The organism is Micromonospora sp. NPDC049301 (assembly GCF_040678715.1).
Lineage (GTDB): Bacteria > Actinomycetota > Actinomycetes > Mycobacteriales > Micromonosporaceae > Micromonospora.
The window spans coordinates 41,917-61,151 of sequence record NZ_JBFAQO010000001.1 but is presented as its reverse complement, the minus strand read 5'-3'; the positions used below and the strand labels follow the sequence as shown (position 1 = coordinate 61,151).

Below are 19,235 nucleotides of genomic sequence, written 5' to 3'. Positions count from 1 at the left end.
GCCGGGCCGGATAGCCTTTAGTTGAAGTGCACTTCAACTAAAGGACCTGGGTAAATGCAGGACTCCCTGACGATCGGCGATCTGTCCGCCCGCTCCGGTGTGGCGCCCTCGGCGCTGCGCTACTACGAACGGCTCGGCCTGATCCGCGCCGACCGTACCGGCGGCAACCAGCGCCGGTACGCCCGATCCGAGCTGCGCCGGGTCGCCTTCATCCGGATCTCCCAGCAGGTCGGCGTCTCGCTGGACGAGATCCGCGCCGCGCTGGACTCGCTCCCCGAGGCTCGTACCCCCAGCCCGAAGGACTGGGAGCGGCTCTCCGCCAGCTGGCGGGGTCGGCTGGACGAGAAGATCCGGCTGCTCACCAAACTCCGGGACGACCTGGACGGCTGTATCGGCTGCGGCTGCCTGTCCCTGCAGCGCTGCACGCTCTACAACCCGGGCGACGCCCTGGGCGGCGAGGGGCCCGGCGCCCGCCTGATGCTGCCCCGGCCGGCGGCCGACGCCTCCGCCTGAGGCGCGCCGCCGCTGCCTGCCTGCCTGCCCAAGCTGCCCGACGTCACCCGAGGGTGAGCAGCACCTTGCCGACGTGATCGTTCGACTCGACCAGCCGGTGCGCCTCGGCCGCCTCGGTCATCGGCAGCCGCCGGTCCACCACCGGCCGGATCCTGCCAGCCTCGATCAACGGCCACACCTCGTCCCGTACGCCCCGGACGATCTCCGCCTTCTCGGTCAGCGGCCGGGCGCGCAGGGTCGTCGCCGAGACGCTGGCCCGCTTGGTCAGCAGCGCGCCGAGATCCAGTTCGGCCTTGCGACCGCCCTGTAGACCGATCACGACCAGCCGGCCACCGGTCGCCAACGCGGCGACGTTGCGGCCCAGGTAGGACGCACCCATGATGTCGAGGATGACGTCGGCGCCGTGGCCGTCGGTGGCGCGCCGGACCTCCTCGACGAAGTCCTGCTCCCGGTAGTCGATCGTGTGCGCCGCGCCGAGTTCGCGCAGCCTCGGGTGCTTGGCCGCCCGGGCGGTCGCCAGGATCGTCGCACCGAGGGCCGCCCCGAACTGGATCGCGAAGGTGCCGATCCCGCTGCCCCCGCCGTGCACCAGCAGCGCGTCGCCCGATCGGAGCCGTCCCACCGGGACCAGGTTCGACCAGACGGTGCAGGCCACCTCGGGCAGCGCCGCGGCGTCGACCAGGTCGACGCCGGCCGGCACCGGCAGCAGTTGCCCGACGGGGACCGCGACCCGCTCGGCGTACCCGCCGCCGGCCAACAGCGCGCAGACCTGCTGGCCGACCGCCCACCCGGTCACCTGCGGGCCGATCGCGCTGATCACCCCGGAGCACTCCATCCCGAGATATTCGGGCGCGCCCGGCGGTGGCGGGTAGTGCCCCTGCCGTTGCAGCAGGTCCGCGCGGTTGACCCCGGCCGCCCGCACATCCACGATCACCTCGCCCGGACCGGGCTCGGGATCGGGGACCTCGGCCATGATGAGCGCGTCGGGTCCACCGGGCTGCGGAATGGTGATGGCTCGCATGGGCTCAGTCTTCCCGATGTGACGGGGAGCCGCAGGCGCACCCGGTCCGTGCCGTGGGCCACTGTGGACGTCCAGGAGACCTCCTGGGCTGCCGTCGAGTCAGGGAGGGACGCCGGGCCGCGCGTCCGGTGTCATGGCAGACTAGGCACGGCCGCACATCCTCGGGTGGCGGCCCAGGAGGGTTCGCCTAGTGGCCGATGGCGCTGGTCTTGAAAACCGGTAAGGGGGCAACCTCTTCGTGGGTTCGAATCCCACACCCTCCGCCAGAACGGCAGAAACACCCCGGGTCGTCAGGCGGCCCCGCCCTCACGGCGATTCAGGCAACTGGTTCAGTGGCGCTCGCCGGGGTCACTCCGGCGGGTCGGTGGCGCGCCGGTGCTCCCGGATCGTCTCGTCGGCCAGCCGCTCGATCGCCCGCCGCCGCTCCTCGGCGATGGCCCGCTCGTCCGGGCGGCGCAGCACGGTGAGGACGGCTGCCACGAAGTCCCGCCAGATCCCGGCCACGAGGTCCCCCTGTGGAGCGTTGGCCCGGATTCAACGGTAGCGCCGTCAACCCGGAACGGGCCCTTTCCAGTCGTCGGAGAGCCCGCGAAGGGGTAAGAAGGGGCAGGAATCTTCGCGCAAACCGGAAGGACGCGTCCCGATGACCCTGGAACGACCGATCGCCCCGGACCCGTACGAGCTGCTGCCGACGGTGCCCTCGTTCACCCTCAGCAGTGACGACGTGCAGAACGGCGAGCCGATGGACGCCCGGCACGCGCACGGCAGCACCGGCGGCGACAACGTCTCCCCGCAGCTGACCTGGTCGGACTTCCCCGCCGAGACCAAGAGCTTCACCGTGACCTGCTACGACCCGGACGCGCCGACCGGCAGCGGCTTCTGGCACTGGGTGCTGGTGAACGTGCCGGTCGACGTCACGCAGCTGCCCAGCGGCGCGGGTGGCGCGGCGGGCGCGGACCTCGGTGGAGCGTTCTCCGTCCGCAACGACTACGGCGAGCAGGGGTACGGCGGCGCGGCTCCGCCCCCCGGTGACCGCCCGCACCGGTACGTCTTCGCGGTGCACGCCCTGGACGTCGACCGCCTCGACCTGACGCCCGACGCGAGCCCCGCCTACGTCGGCTTCAACCTGACGTTCCACACCCTCGCCCGAGCGGTCATCCGCCCCACGTACCAGATCAAGGACTGACCCCCGCACCCCGAGCGATCTCGCACCTGCCGGACGGGGAAGTGCGAGATCGCCGGGGCGGGACTCTCAGGCGGGGACGCGGGCCACGGCGAAGACGGACTGGCCGAACGGGGGGCGGATGCGCTGTTCGGCGGCCTTGGTGGCGGGGAGGACGACGGTGTCGTACACCTTCACCATCGGCCCCTCCTTCGGCATCAGCCGGAAGACCTTGGTGGCCATGAAGTAGCCGAGCAGCCCCAACGCGTTGGCGTAGTGGATCTTCTCCACGGTCAGGCCGGCCTCGGTCATCGCCGCTCCGAGCGTCTTCTTCGTGTAGCGGCGGACGTGCCCGGTGGCGATGTCGGCCGGGCTCATGGCGAACTGGAACGCCGGCACGATGATGATCACGGCACCGCCGGGTCGGACCAGGTCGCGCATGCTGCGCAGCGCGCCCACGTGGTCCTCGATGTGCTCCAGCACGTTGTACGAGACCGCTGCGCTGTAGTCGCCCCGGTCGCTGTGCGGCAGCAGCATCTGCCGGACATCGATGCTGGGCTGGTCGGCGAGGCGCTCCTTGAGCTGCACCAGCCGGTCCGGATCGGCCTCGGTGGCGGTGAACCGGGGCAGCCGCTGCGACCATTCCAGCGCGTAGTCACCGAGACCGCTGCCGATCTCGATCGGGTCGTCACCGAGGTACGGCACCGCCAGTTCGACGAACCACCGACGGTGGTTGACAGCGGTTGCCAGGCCCTCCAGCACCTCGGACTGGACGCGCTGATCCCCAGTGATTTCTGCCATGCGTCGATTCCTCACGATATGAACTCGACCCGTGCCTGGACCGACAGAGTGAATCATCCGCTCGGATGGCAGAAGAATCGGGGCAGCGGGTGGCCGAATTGCGGTCGGGGGTGGGCACGTGATCGGCGGTCGGCGAACCCGGCACATAGTACGGCAGTACCCCGAAACATGTCACGGCAGTGCCATACGCTGACTACCCTATGAATTGTCATGACTACTCCCGAATCGGACGCGCCCGGAGACGGCCCGGCCACCGCGGCGCCGGTGGAGGGGACCGCCGGGCGCGCCCGCGCGTCCGGCGGCGGTAGGTGGGTCGACCTGGCCGCCGTGCTGAGCTTCGTGGTGCTCGGGTTCTGGGTCACCGGGCGGCTGTGGCTGGAGCCGCGCAGCGGGGTGCGGGACAACCCCTCGGATCAGTCGCAGTTCGAATGGATGATGGCGCACGGTGCGCGGGTCGTCACGCATTTCGCCTATCCGTTCCATTCAGACCGGATGAACGTGCCGGACGGCGTCAATCTCATGGCGAATACTTCCGTATTATCCGTTTCGTTGCCAATGACACCGGTCACCGTGCTCCTCGGGCCACGCGCAGCATTCCTGCTCTTTCTCACCGCTGGAATGATTGCCACCGCCACTGCCTGGTACTTCGTGCTTTCCCGGGTCCTGATCGGCTCCCGCGGGCCCGCGTGGCTGGGCGCCGGCTTCTGCGCGTTCGCGCCGGCCATGGTGTCGCACGCCAATGCGCATCCGAACATCGTGTCGCAGTTCGTCGTCCCACTGATCATCTGGCGTACGCTCCGGCTGGGCGAGCCGGGCCGCTGGCTGCGCAACGGCGTGCTCCTCGCGCTGGTGATCGTCTGGCAGGCCTTCCTCAACCTGGAGATCCTGCTGATGACCGCGATCGGGCTGGGCGTGATCGTCGGCGCGCTCGCCCTCGGCCGGCGGGACCTGCGATCGCGGGCCCGGCCCTTCCTCGCCGGTCTGGCCGTCGCCGCCGGAATTGCCGGGCTGCTGCTGGCGTACCCGCTCTACGTCCAGTTCTTCGGCCCCGGGGCGTACTCCGGGCTGTCCCGCCTGATCCGCGGCTACTCCAGCGACCTCGCCTCCTTCGTCGCGTACTCCCGGGAATCGCTCGCCGGCAACCCGCGCACCGCCGCCAACCTGGCCAAGAACCCGACCGAGGAGAACAGCTTCTTCGGCTGGCCGCTGCTGGTGCTGGTGGTCGCCCTGGTCTGGTGGCTGCGCCGCTCTGTCGTCGTGCTGGGGCTGGCCGCCCTCGGGCTGCTCTTCGCGGTGCTCTCGCTGGGCCGGGTGATCAGGTTCGCCGGCCGGGACACCGGCGTGCCGGGGCCGTGGGCGTTGCTGGAGAACCTGCCGATCCTGCACTCGGTGGTGCCGACCCGGTGGGCGTTGGCGATCACGCCGATCATCGGGTTGCTGCTCGCCTACGGCGCCGAGCGGGCGCGTGAGCTGGCCCGCGCACAGCCGGCCGCCGGACGGCAGATCCACTTCGTCACGGCCACCGTGCTCACGATGGCCCTGCTGCCGATCCTGCCCACCCCGCTGCCCGTGGCCCGCCTCGACCCCGTCCCCGCCTTCGTGACCAGTGGAGCCTGGCGGCCGTACGTGGCCGGCGGGCGCAGCGTGGTGACCCTGCCGCTGCCGGACACCAACTACGCCGAGCCGCTGCGCTGGTCCGCGGCGACCCGACTGGACATGCCGTTGGCACGCGGCTACTTCCTGGGCCCGGACACCCGCCGGAACGCCGAGAAGCCGCGGATCGCGCTGTTCACCGCCCCACCCCGCCCCACCAGCAACTTCTTCAGCACTATCCGGCGAACCGGGGCGGTACCGCCGATCACCCCGCAGAGTCGGGTGGAGGCGGTCGACGACCTGCGCTACTGGCGTGCCGGCGTGGTGATCCTCAGGCCGCAAGAGCACGAGGCGGTGCTGCGCCGGGGGATGATCGAGCTGACCGGCATCCGACCGACGTTCACCGGCGGGGTGTGGGTGTGGGACGTGCGGCCGTTGACCGACTGAGCGAGAGACTCAGGCCTGGCGGACGCAGCAGCCCTGGCAGACCTTCGGGCTGGGCAGGGTGAAGGCGAGGCAGCAGGTGCGCCGCTGCACGCTCGGCTCACCCGTCGGCCCCGGCACCAGCTCGACCAGGTCGGCCAGGTCGAGCGCGCCGAGCAGGGTGTCGATCGTCTGGGTCGTCGGGCCGGGCAGCCCGTCCGCGGCCCGCAGGATGCCGTGCGAGATGCCGGAGGCGACCGAGCCCAGCAGCGTCCGGGTGCCGACCCGGACCTCGGTCTGGATCGCCGCGATGAGCGGGGCCAGGTGAGCGTCGAGGAGCGAGGCGCGCAGTGCGGCCAGCAGCTCGGCCTCGCCGGCGACGACCCGCACCTTCGGGTGACCGGCCAGCGCCAGCGGGTCGCTCGGCAGCACGGCCACGGTCGTGCTGCGGCGCAGGCCCAGGGTGAGCAGTGGCCGGTGGTCCTCGAAGTGGATCAGCACGTCGGACGGGTCGAGCAGCGGCACCCGCCGGGCCGAGGCCCAGCCGAGCACGACCGGCAGCGCCGTCCAGTAGCTGTAGGACTTCCAGGCCAGCGCGGCGCAGGCGTGCGGCGTGCCCCCCCAGCGCAGCGTGGCGGCGCGCAGCAGATCCGGCAGCCTGCTGCCGTCGATCAGGGTGGTCGCGGGCGCCCAGCCGAACTCGTCGTCGACCAGCAGGCCGGGTGCGAGCCCCGGAAGATCATCGGTGCCGAACATGGCCCGCAGCGCGGCGGTGACGGGGGCGAGCGGCGTGGCGGTCATGTCCCGCCTCGGCATCACCGCTGTCACCGTGTCATCCCCCGTCTGCGTGACCGAGGAGCTGACCTCGGCGGACGACCCTGCCGTCCTGAGCTAAGGCTAGCCTAACCATGCCCGCAGGTCTAAGGGAAGCCTCACCTTGGGCGGATCGGGAGCTTCAGGTCACTCGCTCTCGCTCCGCGCACCGGCGTACTACCCGGCTCCGGACCCGGAAAACGCCGGGCCCCGATCGATGGCCATCGGTGAATTGTCAAGCGTTGTGTCGGCAAGGTGCCAGATGCGTGTGCGTTTCACCACTGAACGTGAAACTGATACTCCCGGCCACGAGGAAGCCGATGACGACCTCCCCCCTCGAACGGGCCGCCGATTCCTTCGCGGCCGAGCTCGCCCGGCAACGGACCGGGCGGGGGCTGTCCAAGAAGCAACTGGCCGTCCTGATGGGTTTCGACCCGTCCTACGTCAGCCACGTGGAGGGGCGCCGGCACCGCCCGACCGAGGACTTCGCCCGCCGCGCCGAGGCCGTCCTGGAGGCCAGCGGAGCGATCTGGCAGCGCTTCCGGGAGTACGACGAACTACGGCACACCCGCTCCGGCCAACGGCACCGCGACACGCACCTGCCGGGCCAGTGGCTGCCACCCGGCACCGGCCTCATCGTGGAGCGGGAACTGGCCACCCTCACCCACACCGACGACGCCTATCGGTGCGTCATCCACCGCGAGCTCTACAACGCCGGCACCGAGCCGGTCAACCGCTACCTGGTCCGGGTCGCCGTCGACCGCTACCCGAACGACCCCGGTCGCTCCAACCGGCACCACCGGGAGCACCCGCTCACCTTCGCCGAGCTGCAACTACAGGCCCGCAGGGACGACGGCGGCGGCGACCCGGAGCCGATGCACTGGCGGGCCAAGCACGACCGGGACGCGTTCAAGGAAATCTGGCTGCTCTTCGAGAACGGTGAGCGGCGCTTCCCGCTCTACCCCGGCGACCGGGCGACCATCGAGTACGCGTACAGCGTCGGGCAGGAGAAGTGGGGTCCCTGGTTCCAGCGAGCCGTGCGGTTGCCCACCCGACAGCTCGCCGTCTGCCTGGACCTGCCGGCGGCGCTCGACCCGCAGGTCTGGGGCGTGGAGACCTCGCTCTCAGCGGAGGAGGGCCCGCTGCGAACGGCGCCGCAGCGCCGCGACGAGGGCGACCGGGCGATCTTCGAGTGGCAGACCGACGACCCCCCGCTGAACGCCCGCTACCGGATGCAGTGGCGTTTCCGGGCCCGCCCCGACACCGACCCGGACGTCGGCCCCGCCGGGGCCCGGGTGCGGCCCAGCGACCGGATGCGTGGGCTCGGCATCGTCCAGCGCGGTGCCGACCTGCTCCGTCAGCGCGTCCGCCCGTTCAACCTGCCCGATGAGGAGCAGGTAGCCCGGGAGGTGGTCGACCGGCTCGTCACGGCCCTGGCCCGGCTCGACGAGCTGCATCCGTTCAGTAAGGGGGTCGGCATCGCCGCCCCGCAGCTCGGCATCGGCCGGGCGGCGGCCGTGGTGCGGCCGCCCGACCGGTCGGCGGAGCCGGTCGTGCTGCTCAACCCCCGGGTGGTCGACGCCGACCCGGACAGCGACGAGCAGTACGAGGGCTGCCTCTCCTTCTTCGACCACCGGGGCCTCGTGCCGCGGCCGTTGCGGCTGGACGTGGAGCACGCCCAGTGGGTCGGCAGCCGGATCATCACCTCGTTCGAGTTCGGCATGGCCCGGCTGGTCGCGCACGAGATCGACCACCTGGAGGGCCGGCTCTACGTGGACCGGATGGCGCCCGGCGTGCCGCTGGTGCCGGTGGAGGAGTACCGGGAGACCGGGCACCCCTGGCGGTACTGAACAGGCGGAACCGGGGCGCGTGCCCCAGGGGGCAGGGGCACGCGCCCCGGTGTGGGGGGAGGAACGACTAGAGGTCACCGAAGGTGTCGTAGCGGATGTGCGGCGGCGGCACCTCGTCGGCGGCCAGCACCCGCAGGGTGGACCGGACCATCCGGGCCGACCCGGAGACGTAGCAGTCGTGCGTGGTCCACGGGCCGTACCGGGCCACCACGTCCGGGATGTCGCCCAGCTCACCGTCGAAGTCCGGGTCCTCGCTGCACGCGGCGGTGACCGACAGCCACGGGTGTACGGCCACCAGCTCCTGCAACCCGGCCAGGCCGTACAGATCAGCCGCCTGCCGAGCGCCGTAGAAGACGTGCACCCACCGGGTCCGGTTGTAGCTGGCCAACTCCTCGACGAGCGCCTTGATCGGCGCCAGCCCCACCCCGCCGGCCACGCAGAGGATGTCCCGTTCCGAGGACCGGTCCAGGGTCATCGACCCCATCGGGGCCGCCAACCGCAGCAGGTCACCCGGCTGCACCCGGCGGACCAGCGCACCGGACACCCAGCCGGCCCCGGGCGACCGCACGTGGAACTCCAGCACGTTGTCGTCGTTCGGGGCGTTCGCCACCGAGTACGTCCGCCACACCCGGGGGTGGTGGCGCGGCACCTCCAGGCTGACGTACTGGCCGGCCCGCCAGGTCAGCGGATGCTGCAACGCCCGGCAGGTCAGCACGGCCGTGTCCGGGCCGTACCGCTCGTGGGTCAGCACCTCGGCGTGCCAGAACGGCGGGTTGTCGTCGGCCGCCGCCCCGGCGAGCATCTTCGCCGAGATGGCCGCGTACGCGTCCCGCCACGCCTGGTCGTACTCCAGGTTCCAGTCGTCGCCCGCGGTGCTGCGCAGCGCGTCCAGCAACGCGACACCCATCGTCGCGTAGTGCTGCTCGTCGACGTGGTACTTGCGGTGGTCGCGGCCCAGCGCCCGGAGGAACTCGTCGAAGCTCTCCGGGTCGTCCACCGTGTGGATCGCCGTGATGATCGCTTCCAGCAGACGGTCGCCCTGGCCGGTCATCTGCACCGGGAAGAGCTGCCGCAGAGCGGGGTCGAGCAGGAAGAGCCGGGCGTAGAAGTGGCTGCTCAGCCGGTCCCGGTCCTCCTCGACCAGGGTCCAGCTCTCCTTCAGCAACCGCGCGACGTTGTCCACGGGGGCGCTCCTTCTCCAGACGACAGCGGATCGGGCGCCCATAGAATCTCCACGGAGCGTGCCCACCGGTCGCACAGAATGTGCGATCGGTTCACGCCGGCCGGTCGGCCCTGCCACCGGCGCCGCCCGTCGGGCAGAGTGGGGCGGTGACCGTTGAGCTGACCCGCCCGGTGTCCCGCCGGCTGCTGGGGACCGAGACGCTGCTCGTCCTCGGCCTGTCCCTCGGCCAGTCCGCGGTCTACGCGGTGGTCTCGATCATCGCGAAGCTGACCGCCGACGGTCCGCTCTCCAAGCAGACCGCCTCGCTGAACACCTCCGCGTCAGCCCGGCCCTGGCTGGACCTGACGTACCAACTGCTCGGCATCGTCTTCGCGCTGCTGCCGGTGCTGCTCGCCGTACACCTGCTCAGCCGCGACCCCGGCGAGCCGGCGCGGACCCTCGGCCTCGACGCCCGGCGACCCGGCCAGGACCTGGCGCGCGGCGCCGGCCTGGCCGCGCTGATCGGCCTGCCCGGGCTGGCGCTGTTCTGGGTGGCGGCGCAGCTCGGCGTCAACGCCACGCTGGTGCCGGCCTCGCTGCCGCCGGTCTGGTGGGCGGTCCCGGTGCTGATCCTCGCCGCCGTGCAGAACGCCGTGCTGGAGGAGGTGATCGTGGTCGGTTACCTGGTCACCCGGCTGCGGCAGCTCCAGTGGCGGCTCGGCGCGATCATCGCGGCCAGCGCGCTGCTGCGCGGCTCGTACCACCTGTATCAGGGCTTCGGCGCGTTCGTCGGCAACGCGGTGATGGGCGTCGTGTTCAGCTACTTCTACCTGCGCACCCGGCGGGTGATGCCGCTGGTCATCGCGCACACCCTGCTCGACGTGGTCGCCTTCGTCGGCTACGCGCTGCTGCCCAGGGAATGGTTCAGCTGGCTCTGACCGCTCGGCGCGCCGCCGGGTCGGCCGGCGACGGCCGGTAGGCGGCCACCGCCCGGGCCGCGAGCCGGTCGGCCGCCGCCGCGTCGCCCAGCGCCGCCGCGAGCACCGCCGCACCCGGCAGCAATCGGGACGCCAGCCGCAACGCCAGCCACCCACCGGCCTGCGCCGTGAGTGGAGCGGCCAACCGCCACGCGGCCTCCGCCGCACGCGGCCACGTCCCCTCGACCGGGTCGTCCGCCGCCCGCGCGGCGGCCAACGCGGCACGCGCGCTCTCCTGGTCCGGGTGCACCTGGGTGAGCACCAGCAGCTCGGCCGCCCGGTCGGGATGCGCGGGATCCCGCCCGTACGCCGCCGCCAGGTGCAGCACCAGGTTCGAGTGGGTCCAGAGCACCGAGGCCAGCTCGGCCAGCGGCGCGAAGAGCCCGGCCACCGCGGCGGCCGCCCCGCCCGCGCCGGCCGCGCGAACGAATCGCCGGGTGGCCAGCCGGGCCAGGCCGTCCGCCGGGGCGTCCGGGTAGCGGGACCGCAACCGCTCGGCCCAGGTGGCCGCGCCGGGCCCGAGCGCCCGGACGGCGGCGAGAGCCAGCAGCTCCGGCGCGAAGCCGGGATGGTCGCGCAGGTGCGCGGTGACCGCCCGCAATTCCGATTCCGGGGTACGCGCCGAAGCCGGCGCAGGGTGATGCGCGGCGAGCGCTGCCTCCCCAGCCGACGCCGCTTCCTGGCCCTGTGCGGCCGGTTCCTGGCCTTGAGCGGCCGGTTCCTGGCCTTGAGCGGGCTGGGCCGTCGGGGTGGGGTGGTCGGCCGCGACCGGTGGCCGGGGCCGCTCAGCCGGGGGTTGCTCCGCCGGTTGTTCCGCCGGTTGTTCCGGTGCGGCTGGGACTACCTGTTCAGGGGTGGCGCTCTTCCGGGCACCTGCCGCGCGCTTGGTCGGGGTCGCGGTGCGCTTGGCCGGGGTGGCCGCCGCGGCGGTCGAGCGCACGGTGCGCTTGGTCGGAGCGGCGGCGGGAGTAACCGGGGTCACATCGGCCGCTGGGGGTGTCGTGGGGGTCGCCTGCCCGGCCGAGGTGCCGACCGCCTTCCGAGGGGCGGCCTTCCGAGGGGCCGCCTTGCGCGCCGGGGTGGCGCGGCTGGCCCCTGCGCTCGGCGTCCGGGGCGGCGGACCGTCCGGTTGCTGCGGGCCGCCCTCCGGTGCTCGCTCGGCCGCCGGGACCGCCGGAGCCGCGCTGCCCGGGCCGGTCGGCGCGGCGCCGGCTGGCTGGTCGGTCTTCCCGGAACCGTCCGTTGCGCCCGGCTGTTCCCCGCTCGGCGCCCGGCCGGGCTCGTCGACGCCCGCCCTCGGGCCGGGCTCCTTGACGCCCGCCGTGCCGCCGGTCGTGCTGGGCGTGGGGACCGGTTGGCGGGGCAGGGGCCGGTCCGGCTCCGGCGGTTGGAAGACCACCGCCGGGGCGGGCTTGGGCCGGCGCGGGCGCTGCGTGCCGGGGATGGCCGGTGCCGCTGGTGGCTCGGACGCCGGTGCCGCCTGCTCCGCGGACTGCTCGGCGGCCGTCGGCGGAGTGAAGGTGGCCCGGGGAGAGCGGCGACGCGCTCGGTCAGCAGGCTCTCGGCGGGTCGGCTCGGCGGGCGGCTGCTCCTGCATATCGATGGAGCGTAGTCCCGATCACGCTGCCGCACAGCGGGGAAACACGCCGCCAACGGTCGCGACGGGGCGTACCACGGAAGTCGCTTTGCTCCCGGTGGGTGGCGACCTGTATCCTCGGGCGCGGTGGTCTACGGGCCATCAGGGAGACTTCGCCTAGTCTGGTCTATGGCGCCGCACTGCTAATGCGGTTGGGGTCTTAAAGCCCCTCCCGGGTTCGAATCCCGGAGTCTCCGCGCGAAAGCTGGGTGTGTACACTGGCTGAGCACCTGCGCCCGTAGCTCAATGGATAGAGCATCTGACTACGGATCAGAAGGTTAGGGGTTCGAGTCCCTTCGGGCGCACAGCAGGTCAGGGGTCGTTTCGGGAAACCGACACGGCCCCTTTTCCGTGCCGTACAGCAGCAAAGTACAGCAGCGGTCATGCCGATTCCGTGCCGTTCATCCGGTCGCCCAGGCGCTTCAACGCCTCACGCGTCTGCCGGGAGCTGACCCGCGTGTAGATCTCCATCGTGACCTTGAAGTCAGCGTGGCGCAGGATCTGCATCGCCACCCGCGGGTGCACGTCGAGATCGGCGAGGATGCTCGCGCAGGTCCGCCGGGCGCCGTGCGGAGTGATCTCCCGGAGGCCGTCGCGGCGGATCCGAGCGTCCCAGGCCCGGTTGAAATTCCGAGGCTCGAGTGGCGGAAGGCGTGAGCGACGGTGTGGCGCTGGGCGTGGCGGAAGGTGTGATCGACGGTGTGGCGCTGGGCGTGGTGGAGGAGTTGCGCGGTGCCGCGGAATCGGGCGGCGTCGACGGTATCTCCGGGAGGGCAATCGGCTGCTCAGACGGGTACGGCGGGGTGCTGGCCGCCGACAGCGGAAGCCCGTCTTCCGGCGGCCGGCCTGACCCCCACATGAACGCCAGAGCGCAGACAAGCGCCCCCAGCGCGAGTACGCCGACCGGGATCAGCCAGCGTCGCCGCCGGCTGGCCGGCCATGGGCGGGCATCAACGTCCCGGTTGTGCTTCCTCCGTGGCCGCACCTCGGGCGCCTCGGGGTTCCGCGCGCCCGGCTCCTCGTGGCGGTACTGGTTGCGGCTGGCGTAATCGTCGTGGGGGTACTCCTCGTGGGCGTAGCCCGCCTCGGGTTGGGCGTACCTCTCCTGCTGCGCGCCGTACACGTCCTCGTGGACCGAACTGGCATCGCCCGGTCCGTACCGGTCCTGGCCCCGACGTTCCTCCCGGTAGGCCTGGTCGCGAGCGTCGTACGTATAGGTCTGCTCGGGCTGGTAGTACGCGGGTTCGGGATCGACCGGTGAGCCGAACGATGGGTGTTCGTGCTCGTGCTGAGGGTGGGCCCCGTCGTACTGCGCATCTTCGTCCTCGTACTGCGGGTGCGTCCGGTGCCTCGCGTGTTGCCCTTCGTGCTCCTGGTAGGCATCCGCCGGTTCGTACGCCTCCCCATCTTGGTCCGACACGTCGTCACGCCACTGCTGCGCGGCAGCTTCCTGCCGCTCCTAGGACGAGTCGGAATCGCCTGCTTCCAACCATGACTGTCGAGAGATCCAGCTGTCTATGACACTCGCCGGATCGTCGTGATGTCGGGCAGCCCCATCGGCGGAACGAGAAGTCGATCTCTCGGCCACGGTCGCCGGCCTCCTCGGAGAGCACAGGTGCGGACAGCTGGCTGACCTTACTCACCATCGGCCAAAAGTCCACCCAGCGCATCCTGCGAACAGCCGACAGGCCGCCCGCAGCTTGTTGGCCCCGACCAGCGCAACAAGAGCCGGAAGGCGCGCGCAGTGATCAACCGCAACGCCGGCGAGCCGTGGCATGGATGCCGTGGTGAAGGGTTGTCAACACCATGCCGTCGCCGGCACCTGCTGACACCGACAGGGACATCGCGGCCGGGGCGTACCCGTAACGACAGCCGGACCATCGACGCCTGTTCCTTGGGAGGTCGGGGTGCGCGACATCCATGACGGGCGGGACCCACGAGCCTAGGGTCCCGCCCCGCCGTAACCGACACCGTGAGGTGCACCGGGGAGTAGCCATTCTTCAGCCGACACCGCCCCCTTTCACCGCAGCGCTGCACTCAGGACGATGGCGTTGGTGCGACAGGACGCCGAGACGGTCCTGCCGAGACCGACCGGACGGGATACGGCAGAGCGAATAGGAAGATTTCTCCCACTCGGGTCTGAAGCGTTGCGATCGGTGGAAGACGGTGGTTGACTGCTGCACCATGCCAGAACACGAGATAACCGATTGGTCGGGTAGATCGTGAAACATCAAGCCGTGACAACTCACTGGATGGATGGGCGTCCGGTGACGTGGCGGCAACGGTTGGCCAGATGGCTGGATCCCACCGTGGCGCAATGGGCGGTCGCTCAAGAGCAGCGGTCGACCCCACCGGACCCGTCGCCACCACCGGAGCGTGTCGAGACCCTGTGGCCCGCGATTTGCGAGCAGTTCGCGCTGCGCATTCTGGCGTCGGCCTACCAGATGGGCAGCCACCTCGAGGTTGTCGAGGCCGATGAGCAGGATCCTGAGCGGCTCGAGCGGCTCTACCGCATCGACCACGCGAATACCCGCATCCGCCGCCACGCGGAGAACCTGCAGGTTCTGTTGGGGCGGCGTGTCGAGGACGCCGACCGGCAGACGGTCGCCTTAGTCGATGTCATTCGGGCCGCGACGTCGGCTACCGAGTACTACGCGCGGATTCGTGTCGGACATGTGGTGGGCCTCGGGGTCGTGGAGTTCGCGGCCGACGACGTGATTCGGGTGCTGACTGAGCTGCTGGACAACGCAACCCGCTTCTCCCCGCCGACCTCGTCGGTGATCGTGTCGTCGTTCATCACTGAGGACGGCAGCGTGCTGCTTCGTGTCGAGGACGCGGGCGTCGGTGTCAGGCCCGACCAGCTCGCTGCGCTCAACGCCATGCTGGCCGGGAACTCATCGGCGCCGGTCGCGGATAACCCGGCAGCGCATCTGGGTCTTGTCGTCGTTTCGTACTTGGCCCGCGCCCATCACCTGCGGGTCGCGCTGACAAACCGACCCTCAGGCGGCACGACCGCGACCGTGCTGGTCCCCGCGCCGCTGCTATGTGAGATGGCGCCCGCACCCCCTTCACCCTCGCATCCCCAACGTGCGGCGCCGCTGGCTTACCGCCCGTCGGTTCAAACTGGAGCTCGTGAAGGAGGGGGGCAGGTGGAGGCGTCTCACCCGAGCGCGCAAGCTTCCACCTCTCGCCTGACGCTCGTACACGGCCGGCCGGCCGGTAGCGGCCACCGCGTCGCAGCGCAATCGGTCGCCAGTGGCGGTGGTCTTCCCCGTCGCGTACCGGAGAGTGTGCGCGCCGACGGCCGCCCCGATGGCGGGATTGAAAACGCCGTTGCCGCATCGGGGCACCGACCGTCGCCAGATCGGGACACGTGGCCGGAGGAGACGGCCGCGTTCGCCGCCGGCGTCACTGATGCACAGGTACCACCAACCGTGAAACCCGAAGGACACCTGCCATGACTCACCCGAACGGCGGTAGCGGCGGACCGCACGCGGCGGCCTCCGGGCACCAGGACTTCGCGTGGCTGGTGCGCCAGTTCGCCGACGACGTGCCCGGTGTCACCCATGCTTTGATCGTGTCCCTCGACGGTCTGCAGCTTGCCGCTTCCCGCGGCGTTTCCCGGGACTTGGGCGATCAGTTGGCTGCCTTGACCGCGGGACTGCTCAGCATGGCCGACCGCAGCGCAGATCTACTCGATTTGGGTCCGTCGGAATATCTGACTGTTCGCCTGCCGCGCGGACACCTCATGTTCATGCGGGTCGGCGAGTCCGCGGGGCTGACCGTGGCCGCTGCCGCCGGTTGTGACCTGCGGGTCGTCTCGTACCACATGACGCAGTTCGTCGGCGCCGTCGGGCACGTCCTGACCCCGCAGGTCCGCCACGATTTGCACCGCCTCACCGTCAGCCAGCCGCCCGGCTGAGTGGCCAGAGCCGAGGGAGCGAAAGTGCCCACCACCTACTGGAAGGTGCGGCCCTACGTGTTGACCGGGGGACGCGCACGCACCCGGCAGCATCTGCTGGTGCACACCCTGGTGTCGGTGCCCTTCTATGACGCGGTCTTCGCCTCAGGGCTGCTGCCCGAGGCGCGGTCACTGTACGAGCAGGCCCGGCAAACCAGATCGGTTGCCGAACTGTCGGCGGTATGCGGCATGTCGCTGGGCGTGACCCGTGTCGTGGTCGACGACCTCGCCGCCACCGACCGGCTGCAGATCCACGACGGCCACTACACCACCCAGTTCGATCTTCACCTCCTGGAGAGACTGCGCGATGGCCTCCGCCAGCTTGCCTGACAGCCCCCTGCTGACCTCGGCGAAGATCGTCATCGCCGGCGGTTTCGGCGTCGGTAAGACCACCTGCGTCCAGTCCATCTCCGAGATTCCCCCGATCAACACCGAGGCGTGGATGACGGCGGCGAGCGAGACGGTGGACCGGCTGGACCCGGGAATCGACAAGACGACCACGACCGTGGCCATGGACTTCGGCCGGCTGACGATCGGCCCCGACCTCGTGCTGTACCTGTTCGGCACACCCGGGCAGCCACGGTTCTGGCCGATGTGGGACGACCTGTGCCGGGGCGCGGTCGGCGCGCTGGTGCTGGCCGACACCCGGAATCTGGAGGCATCGTTCCCGGCGGTCAACTACTTCGAGCAAGACAGCGACGTGCCGTTCGTGGTCTGCGTCAACCTCTTCGACGGCGTACTGACGCACCAGCTAGAGGGCATCCGCGCCGCCCTCACGCTGTCCGCCGAGGTCCCGCTGATCACCTGCGACGCCCGCGACCCGTCGTCGGTCGCCAGGGCCCTGCTGACAGTCGTCGAACACACCATGGCACGCACCACCGGCGCGGTCCCGGGCGCACTCGCGGCCCGGTAGCTCAACCACTGGAGGCATCAATGCGGAAGATTCTGATCGTGGGGGCTGGACAGTCCGGGCTACAACTCGGGCTGAGCCTGCTCGCCGAAGGGTACGACGTGACCATCATGTCGGCCCGTACCCCCGATGAGATCCGCCGTGGCTGGGTGATGAGCACCCAGGCGATGTTCGCCGCGGCGCTGGACACCGAGCGTGAGTACGGGCTGGATCTCTGGCAGGAGCAGACACCGCACATTGAGGGGCTGCAAGTGTCCCTGTCCGCCCCACCCGGCGAGCGAGCGCTGCGCTTCTCTGGCCCTTTGGATCGCTACGCGCAAAGTACCGACCAGCGTCTGAAGATGGCCACCTGGCTGGAGCTGTTCGAGCAGCGCGGCGGCACGGTGCACTACCAGGGTGTGACGACCGCTGACCTGGACGGCCTCACCAAGCTGCGCCGCTACGACCTGACCATTGTCGCCGCCGGCAAGGGCGACCTGGTTGGCGTCTTCGACCGCGACCCGCAGCGGTCGGTGTACACCGCACCCCAGCGAGGACTCGCCGTCGCCTACGTGCACGGCATGACACCGGACCCGCTGTGGCCGGTCCCGCATGTCAGCTTCAACGCCGTCCCCGGACTCGGGGAACTTTTCGTCATCCCCGGGCTGACCCTGTCCGGGCCATGCGAGATCCTCTTCTGGGAAGCCGTGCCCGACGGCCCGCTTGACCTGTGGAAAGACCGGCGGGACCCGGCCGAGCATCTCAAGCTGACCCTCGAGCTCGTGCGCCAGTACACCCCATGGATCTATGACCGGTGCGCCGACGTGGAGCTGACCGACGGGCGGGCCACCTTGTCCGGTCGATACACGCCAACCGTGCGCCATCCCGTGGCAGAGCTGCCCTCGGGCGGCCTCGTCCTGGGCATGGCCGACGTCGTGGTCGCCAACGACCCGATCACCGGTCAGGGCAGCAACACCGCCGCCAAGTGCGCCTACTCATACCTCGGGTCCATCCTGGAGCGGGGGGACCAGCCGTTCGACGGACAGTGGATGATGCAGACGTTCGAGCGGTTCTGGGAAAGCGCCGGGCAGGCCGTAACCACCTGGACCAACGCCATGCTCCAGCCGTTACCCCCGCACGTACAGCAGATCCTCGGCGCCGCCACCACCAACCCGACCATCGCCCGCCGGTTTGCCAACGGCTTCTCCGACCCCAACGACTTCCAGAACTGGTTCATGACACCTGACGCGGCGGACACGTACCTGGCCACAGTCGCCGGCGACTGATCCACCGACCACAGGCTGATCGTCCCACCGAAGATTCGTCGATGCCTGGCCCGACCGGCTGCTGCGCCTCACCACCCTGGGGGGGGGGATTTCGCCCAGGAACCCGGTAGTCCCCTAACGCCAAACGCCACCCATGCCCTAACCCGACGGGACAACGTGGGGGTGCACCCCCGATGCCCGATACCTCTGTTCAACCTACGGTCGATCGTGGTTCGGGCGATCTTGCCTGGACCACGTCCTAAAAACCCATCGAGGGGACCGGCAACATGAGTGAAAGCGCCAGCACAAATCCAACCGCCGACGTGAACTCCACCTCTGCCGCCGATTGGACCGGCAACACGGAGGTAACTGCCGATGCAAGCTCGACGACCAGTCTGGAGTCCACCGCTGACGCGGGATCGACCGCCGAAATGGGCGTAACCGCGGGAATTGTGTCGCCGCAGAGCCTGCAGGACTTCGTATTCGGCCTGCTCACGAACGTCGACGCCCGGGCGGCATACGAGGCGGACCCGCAAGGTGCGCTGGACGGCGCGGGCCTCAACGACGTGAGCCCGGCCGACGTGCAGGACGTCATTCCGCTGGTCGCCGATTACGCGCCTGTCCAGGGCGTCACGTCCATTCTCGCCGGAGACAGCCTCGCAGCTAGCGCGGTTGCCACCGCCGACGGACTGGCGCTCGGCGGCGTGGCCGGCACCCTCGACAGCATCTTGGGCGGCCTCCGCCTGACCGGTGTGACCGGCGACGTGGGCGCCACCCTCGACAGTGTGAGCCTCAGCGGCGTGACCGGTGACGTTGGCGGCACCCTGGACAGTACCGTCGGCGTGATCGGCGACGTCAGCGGGACTTTGGACGGCACGGTCGGCGGGCTCGGTGTCGGTGGTGTGACGGGCGATCTGGGCGGCGCGGTGCATGGCGTGACCGGCCTGGCTGGCGGCGTGACCGGTGACCTCGGTGGGACTCTCGACGGCACGGTCGGCGGGCTCGGTGTCGGTGGTGTGACGGGTGACCTGGGCGGCGCGGTGCATGGCGTGACCGGCCTGGCTGGCGGTGTCACCGGTGACCTCGGTGGGACTCTCGACGGCACGGTCGGCGGGCTCGGTGTCGGTGGTGTGACCGGTGACCTGGGCGGCGCGGTGCATGGCGTGACC

General features: G+C 70.7%; 18 protein-coding genes, 3 tRNA genes and 1 pseudogene. 15 read left to right on the top strand and 7 right to left on the bottom strand.

Going from position 1 to position 19,235, the window contains the following annotated elements; all coding sequences use genetic code 11:
* Window positions 1–54 precede the first annotated feature (54 nt).
* Window positions 55–513: a redox-sensitive transcriptional activator SoxR gene (gene soxR, locus AB0K07_RS00310; protein ID WP_363749787.1), complete on the top strand. Its 459-nt coding sequence runs from the start codon at window positions 55–57 to the stop codon at window positions 511–513.
* Between the two features lie 43 nt (window positions 514–556).
* On the opposite strand, the gene AB0K07_RS00305 is transcribed toward soxR, so the two are convergent.
* Window positions 557–1,534, bottom strand: a complete 978-nt coding sequence (locus tag AB0K07_RS00305; protein ID WP_363749785.1) for an NAD(P)H-quinone oxidoreductase — start codon at window positions 1,532–1,534, stop codon at window positions 557–559.
* A gap of 176 nt (window positions 1,535–1,710) precedes the next feature.
* Here AB0K07_RS00305 and AB0K07_RS00300 point away from each other — a divergent pair.
* Window positions 1,711–1,800: transfer RNA gene (locus tag AB0K07_RS00300), tRNA-Ser, on the top strand.
* An 82-nt stretch (window positions 1,801–1,882) separates the two neighbouring features.
* Here the strand turns inward: AB0K07_RS00300 and AB0K07_RS00295 are convergent.
* Complete coding sequence (locus tag AB0K07_RS00295) at window positions 1,883–2,038, bottom strand: hypothetical protein (protein WP_363749783.1); 156 nt, start codon at window positions 2,036–2,038, stop codon at window positions 1,883–1,885.
* Window positions 2,039–2,177: 139 nt separating this feature from the next.
* On the opposite strand from AB0K07_RS00295, the gene AB0K07_RS00290 reads away from it, so the two are divergent.
* On the top strand, window positions 2,178–2,720 hold the full coding sequence (locus tag AB0K07_RS00290; RefSeq protein WP_363749781.1) for a YbhB/YbcL family Raf kinase inhibitor-like protein: 543 nt from the start codon (window positions 2,178–2,180) through the stop codon (window positions 2,718–2,720).
* A gap of 66 nt (window positions 2,721–2,786) precedes the next feature.
* Here AB0K07_RS00290 and AB0K07_RS00285 read toward each other — a convergent pair whose 3' ends face one another.
* Window positions 2,787–3,497 (bottom strand): class I SAM-dependent methyltransferase, encoded by a 711-nt coding sequence (locus tag AB0K07_RS00285; protein WP_363749779.1) that lies wholly within the window; start codon window positions 3,495–3,497, stop codon window positions 2,787–2,789.
* Between the two features lie 210 nt (window positions 3,498–3,707).
* On the opposite strand from AB0K07_RS00285, the gene AB0K07_RS00280 reads away from it, so the two are divergent.
* Window positions 3,708–5,537 (top strand): hypothetical protein, encoded by a 1,830-nt coding sequence (locus tag AB0K07_RS00280; protein ID WP_363749777.1) that lies wholly within the window; start codon window positions 3,708–3,710, stop codon window positions 5,535–5,537.
* A gap of 9 nt (window positions 5,538–5,546) precedes the next feature.
* Here the strand turns inward: AB0K07_RS00280 and AB0K07_RS00275 are convergent, their stop codons facing one another.
* Window positions 5,547–6,329: an IucA/IucC family C-terminal-domain containing protein gene (locus AB0K07_RS00275; protein ID WP_363751337.1), complete on the bottom strand. Its 783-nt coding sequence runs from the start codon at window positions 6,327–6,329 to the stop codon at window positions 5,547–5,549.
* Window positions 6,330–6,646: 317 nt separating this feature from the next.
* Here AB0K07_RS00275 and AB0K07_RS00270 point away from each other — a divergent pair, with 317 nt between their 5' ends.
* Window positions 6,647–8,176, top strand: a complete 1,530-nt coding sequence (locus AB0K07_RS00270) for a peptide deformylase (RefSeq protein ID WP_363749775.1) — start codon at window positions 6,647–6,649, stop codon at window positions 8,174–8,176.
* Window positions 8,177–8,243: 67 nt separating this feature from the next.
* Here the strand turns inward: AB0K07_RS00270 and AB0K07_RS00265 are convergent, their stop codons facing one another.
* Window positions 8,244–9,359, bottom strand: coding sequence for a globin domain-containing protein (locus tag AB0K07_RS00265; protein ID WP_363749773.1), 1,116 nt, complete (start codon window positions 9,357–9,359; stop codon window positions 8,244–8,246).
* A gap of 146 nt (window positions 9,360–9,505) precedes the next feature.
* Between AB0K07_RS00265 and AB0K07_RS00260 the strand changes: the two genes are divergently transcribed.
* The gene (locus AB0K07_RS00260; RefSeq protein ID WP_363749771.1) at window positions 9,506–10,276 is read left to right on the top strand and encodes a CPBP family intramembrane glutamic endopeptidase; all 771 of its coding nucleotides are present in this window, start codon (window positions 9,506–9,508) and stop codon (window positions 10,274–10,276) included.
* On the opposite strand, the gene AB0K07_RS00255 is transcribed toward AB0K07_RS00260, so the two are convergent.
* Entirely contained in the window at window positions 10,263–10,916 is a 654-nt protein-coding gene (locus tag AB0K07_RS00255) for a hypothetical protein (protein ID WP_363749769.1), read from the bottom strand. The genes AB0K07_RS00260 and AB0K07_RS00255 overlap by 14 nt on opposite strands.
* Before the next feature lie 1,141 nt (window positions 10,917–12,057).
* Here AB0K07_RS00255 and AB0K07_RS00250 point away from each other — a divergent pair.
* Both AB0K07_RS00250 and AB0K07_RS00245 read left to right on the top strand, forming a co-directional pair.
* Window positions 12,058–12,148 (top strand) — tRNA-Ser (locus AB0K07_RS00250).
* Between the two features lie 35 nt (window positions 12,149–12,183).
* Window positions 12,184–12,256, top strand: a tRNA-Arg gene (locus AB0K07_RS00245).
* A 76-nt stretch (window positions 12,257–12,332) separates the two neighbouring features.
* Here the strand turns inward: AB0K07_RS00245 and AB0K07_RS00240 are convergent.
* Window positions 12,333–12,596 (bottom strand): annotated as a pseudogene (locus tag AB0K07_RS00240) (tyrosine-type recombinase/integrase); the annotation flags it as partial.
* An 8-nt stretch (window positions 12,597–12,604) separates the two neighbouring features.
* Here AB0K07_RS00240 and AB0K07_RS00235 point away from each other — a divergent pair.
* The 7 genes from AB0K07_RS00235 to AB0K07_RS00205 all read left to right on the top strand — a co-directional run.
* Window positions 12,605–13,000: a hypothetical protein gene (locus AB0K07_RS00235; RefSeq protein ID WP_363751441.1), complete on the top strand. Its 396-nt coding sequence runs from the start codon at window positions 12,605–12,607 to the stop codon at window positions 12,998–13,000.
* A gap of 1,260 nt (window positions 13,001–14,260) precedes the next feature.
* Complete coding sequence (locus tag AB0K07_RS00230; protein WP_363749767.1) at window positions 14,261–15,412, top strand: ATP-binding protein; 1,152 nt, start codon at window positions 14,261–14,263, stop codon at window positions 15,410–15,412.
* Window positions 15,409–15,873, top strand: coding sequence for a roadblock/LC7 domain-containing protein (locus AB0K07_RS00225; RefSeq protein WP_074307915.1), 465 nt, complete (start codon window positions 15,409–15,411; stop codon window positions 15,871–15,873). Before AB0K07_RS00230 ends, AB0K07_RS00225 begins: the two co-directional genes overlap by 4 nt.
* A 24-nt stretch (window positions 15,874–15,897) precedes the next feature.
* A complete protein-coding gene (locus AB0K07_RS00220; protein WP_363749765.1) occupies window positions 15,898–16,242 on the top strand; it encodes a DUF742 domain-containing protein in 345 nt (114 codons plus the stop codon).
* Window positions 16,220–16,825: an ATP/GTP-binding protein gene (locus AB0K07_RS00215; RefSeq protein ID WP_363749763.1), complete on the top strand. Its 606-nt coding sequence runs from the start codon at window positions 16,220–16,222 to the stop codon at window positions 16,823–16,825. The genes AB0K07_RS00220 and AB0K07_RS00215 overlap by 23 nt, the downstream gene beginning before the upstream one ends.
* A 20-nt stretch (window positions 16,826–16,845) precedes the next feature.
* Window positions 16,846–18,087, top strand: a complete 1,242-nt coding sequence (locus AB0K07_RS00210) for a styrene monooxygenase/indole monooxygenase family protein (RefSeq protein WP_363749761.1) — start codon at window positions 16,846–16,848, stop codon at window positions 18,085–18,087.
* 266 nt (window positions 18,088–18,353) lie between these two features.
* Window positions 18,354–19,235, top strand: an 882-nt coding sequence (locus AB0K07_RS00205; RefSeq protein WP_363749760.1) for an IniB N-terminal domain-containing protein, incomplete at its 3' end; no start/stop codon positions are given.

Excerpts from the sequence above, each read along its gene's own strand:
- soxR (WP_363749787.1), top strand. The coding sequence starts at position 55 with ATGCAGGACTCCCTGACGATCGGCGATCTGTCCGCCCGCTCCGGTGTG.
- AB0K07_RS00305 (WP_363749785.1), bottom strand. The coding sequence starts at position 1,534 with ATGCGAGCCATCACCATTCCGCAGCCCGGTGGACCCGACGCGCTCATC.
- AB0K07_RS00290 (WP_363749781.1), top strand. The coding sequence starts at position 2,178 with ATGACCCTGGAACGACCGATCGCCCCGGACCCGTACGAGCTGCTGCCG.
- AB0K07_RS00285 (WP_363749779.1), bottom strand. The coding sequence starts at position 3,497 with ATGGCAGAAATCACTGGGGATCAGCGCGTCCAGTCCGAGGTGCTGGAG.
- AB0K07_RS00280 (WP_363749777.1), top strand. The coding sequence starts at position 3,708 with ATGACTACTCCCGAATCGGACGCGCCCGGAGACGGCCCGGCCACCGCG.
- AB0K07_RS00275 (WP_363751337.1), bottom strand. The coding sequence starts at position 6,329 with ATGCCGAGGCGGGACATGACCGCCACGCCGCTCGCCCCCGTCACCGCC.
- AB0K07_RS00270 (WP_363749775.1), top strand. The coding sequence starts at position 6,647 with ATGACGACCTCCCCCCTCGAACGGGCCGCCGATTCCTTCGCGGCCGAG.
- AB0K07_RS00225 (WP_074307915.1), top strand. The coding sequence starts at position 15,409 with ATGACTCACCCGAACGGCGGTAGCGGCGGACCGCACGCGGCGGCCTCC.
- AB0K07_RS00215 (WP_363749763.1), top strand. The coding sequence starts at position 16,220 with ATGGCCTCCGCCAGCTTGCCTGACAGCCCCCTGCTGACCTCGGCGAAG.
- AB0K07_RS00210 (WP_363749761.1), top strand. The coding sequence starts at position 16,846 with ATGCGGAAGATTCTGATCGTGGGGGCTGGACAGTCCGGGCTACAACTC.